The sequence below is a fragment of the Ferruginibacter sp. genome, assembly GCF_014377975.1.
In the GTDB taxonomy this organism is placed as follows: Bacteria; Bacteroidota; Bacteroidia; order Chitinophagales; family Chitinophagaceae; genus Ferruginibacter.
The window spans coordinates 1-3,605 of the sequence record NZ_JACMOO010000190.1; the positions used below are offsets into that span (position 1 = coordinate 1).

Sequence of the window (3,605 nt, forward strand, 5' to 3'; positions counted from 1 at the left end):
ACAACAAACAGCTTTGACCTGTTTTTATCTTTTTTAAATAACCTAGCTGTTCATTATAATAATCGGAATAATATACGAAAAGCAGAATCCGTCTATCTGGAGCTTATAGCAAATAGAAAAAAATTATTGGGTGAGGAACATGTGGAATATATAGAAGCCATTTTTGACCTTGCTGCTTTGTATTCGAGGTCAGCGCAATATGTAAAAGCCGAACCTCTTTTGATACAAACAATAGCTTTTCAAAAAAAGACAGTGGGGGAAGAAAACACCGGGTACATTACAAACCTTGAAAACCTGGCGACCATTTATAAAAAAACGGCTCAGTATAAAAAATCCGATTCATTATGGGAACAAATTATATGGGTTAACTTAAAAAAATTTGGCGATAGCTCATCTGAATATGCCAGCGCATTAAATGAAAGAGGCCTGCTATATTCAGCAGAAAATAATTATGATAAAGCTGAAAAGACTTACGGGGAAGCTTTAACTATTATCCGTACTAAATCTGGTAGTGACAAATTGCTGATGAAGGTGTTAGATAATATTGCCGCTGTATATAAAGCAAAAAAGAATTTTACAAAAAATGAAGATGTTCTTTTAGAACTTATTGCACTGCATAAAAAGTTATCAGGTGATAGAGATCCGGCGTATATAACAAGCCTTAACGAACTCTCCCTTTTTTATGCTGATAATGGTGAATATGCCCGGGCATTACAATTATCCCTTTTAGTACATCAAATACAGAAACAACAACAATTAACTGAAAGTCCGGATTATGCTGTCGGCCTTACGAACCTCGGTATCTTATATGGAAAGATTGGTGAAAAAAAAAAGGCCGAACCTTTTTTTGTGGAAGCATTGGCCCTCATAAAAAAAACCGAAGGGATCAGTTCGCCTGGTTATGCTAACAACTTGATGAACCTGGGAGTTTTGTACGGCAGTACAGGACAATATAAAATGGCCGAAATTTTATTATTGCAGGCAGTGGATTTACAAAAAAAAACTAACCCACAGTCGCCCCAATATGCAAACTCTCTAAAAATCATAGGGGCATTATATCAAAAAATGGATGTGTACAGTAAAGCTGAAATTTTATTATTACAAGCCCAATCCATTATTAAAAAATCCCCGGGGCAAGAGCATGGAGATTATGCTTTGATCCTTAGCAAGCTGGCCAGTTTATACAACGAATTAAATCAATTTACAAAATCGGAGCAGCTTTATATAAAAGCAGTAGAAATCAGTAAGAAAGCTTTTGGAGAGCATAAAGCTGAATATGCAATTATTTTAAGCGACCTGGGTTCATTATATATAGAGATGGGTGAATACGATAAAGCAGAATCACTATTAGTACAGGCGTTGGATATACTTAAAAAAGAGTTAGGGGGCGAACATCCGGACTATGCTAACCGGCTTAATAATTTAGCTTTATTATTTCAGGAGACGGGGCAGTATACAAAAGCAGAATTGTTTTTTTTGCAGGCTTTGCATATAACAAAAAAAGTTTCAGGTGAGGAATCTTCCGATTACACAGTTAATCTAAGCAATTTAGCCTACCTGTATAAAACAATTGGACAATACCCAAAAGCTGAGCAGTTTTACTTACAGGTACTGGAAATTGATAAAAAACAAAGGGGAACAGCAAATAAAAGCTACGCTATCGCCCTGAATAATTTGGCAGATTTATATAGCAATACCAAGGAATTTAATAAAGCTGAAAATTTATATATTGAATCTTTAGCCATCTTTAAAAAAATACTGGGTAAAAACCATGCAATGTTTGCAAACATATTGAGTAACCTGGGCACAGTGTATGCACGAACCAAAAAATTTAAAAAAGCGGAATCATTATTTATGGAAGCTCTGGCCATACGTAAAAAAGTATTGGGGGATACTCATCCTGATTGTGCCATCACATTAAATAACCTTGCGGAAGTATATATCAATGTAGGATTGCTTGAAAAAGCGGAGTCATTCCACCTGCAGTCCAATAGTATCTGGAAGAAAAGATTCGGCCCAGAACACCCATCTTATGCAAGCAGCGTTAGCAACCTGGCACTGTTATACCAATACATGGGAAAATATGAACAGGCTGAAGTTCTGCTTACAGCGTATAAAAATATTGAGATCAATAACCTGCTAAAAGTTTTCACTGTATTATCCGAAAAAGAAAAAGGAAATTATTTGGGCAATAACCTGGCACTCAATAATAGCAATAACAGCTTTCTTTATCTATATCCAAAGGCGCATTCATCTTTTTATCAAAGCAATTTTAACTTACAATTATTTCTCAAATCACTTTCCCTTTCTGATACAAAAAATGCTTTGGATGCATTACGGAACAGTTCAGACACAACTACGCAAAATCTTTTTATCCGATGGAAAACGGCTAAAGCAGGGCTTGCTGTGCAATATTCACTTCCATTGGAAAGCAGGCGAAAAGATTTAAAACTAGTAGAAGCGGAAACAGAAAAAGTGGAGAAAGAACTGAATCGCTTTTCATCCGGATTTCAAAAACAGCAACAGATTTTGCAAATTAAACTAACTGATGTTCAAAAAAACCTGGAAGAAGATGAGATAGCCATTGAATTTGTAAGCTTCAGGTTATTCAATAAAAAATGGACCGACAGTACCGTGTATGCTGCTTATATTTTAAATAAGTACGATTCCGTTCCTGTTTTCGTTCCCCTTTGCGAAGAAAAGCAACTGCAGAAACTATTTGACAGCGCAGGCACAACTGCAACTGCCATGGTTAGCAAGTTTTACCGTGGGCTGGAAATAAAAAACAAAAATTTAGCTTCGCTGGGAAAAGAATTATACAAATTGGTCTGGCAACCATTGGAGCCTTATTTAAAAGGAGTAAAGAAAATTTCCTATTCTCCAGCAGGAAAATTATATAGCATTTCCTTTCAGGCATTGCCTGTTGACAGCACAACAATATTGATGGATAAGTATGATTTGCAACAATATACCAGCACAAGGCAGGTGGCTTTACGCAATTCAGAAAATTCAACCACAAAACCAAAAAACATTACATTGTTTGGCAATGCCAGTTTTACGATGGACAGTTTGCAATTGGTAAATCAAAAAACGGATAAACAGGAAAAGGAAAATGTATCAATTTCCATTTACACTCTGCAAAAAAGAAGCAGCGATAATAATACCTGGAACAACTTGCCCGGCACAGCGGACGAAGTAATTAAAATCAAACATCTTTTTGACAGCAATCAAATCAATACAAAATCTTTTATTCAAACCGCAGCTTCCGAAGAAAATCTGAAAGCATTAGACGGTAATGCCCCACAAATATTGCATATTGCTACGCATGGTTTCTTTTTACCCGAACCGGATAAAAATAAAAAAGACAAAAATCTGAATGAAACAAATACTTACACATTGGCCAATGATCCATTACTAAGAAGTGGTTTAATATTAGCCGGCGGCAACTATGCCTGGAGTGGCAGAACCCCAATTGATGGAGTAGAAGATGGAATTGTTACAGCTTATGAAATATCTCAACTGAATTTAAGCAACACTGAACTGGTAGTGCTCAGTGCCTGCGAAACGGCCCTCGGTGATGTAAAAGGAAGTGAAGGCGTATTTGG

1 protein-coding gene is annotated in these 3,605 nt (G+C 36.3%); it reads left to right on the plus strand.

Annotated features, from left to right (window positions below; all coding sequences use genetic code 11):
* Positions 1-72: 72 nt before the first annotated feature.
* Positions 73-3,605 (plus strand): CHAT domain-containing protein (locus H7254_RS11065; protein ID WP_301933023.1); only part of this gene is annotated, 3,533 nt, incomplete at its 3' end.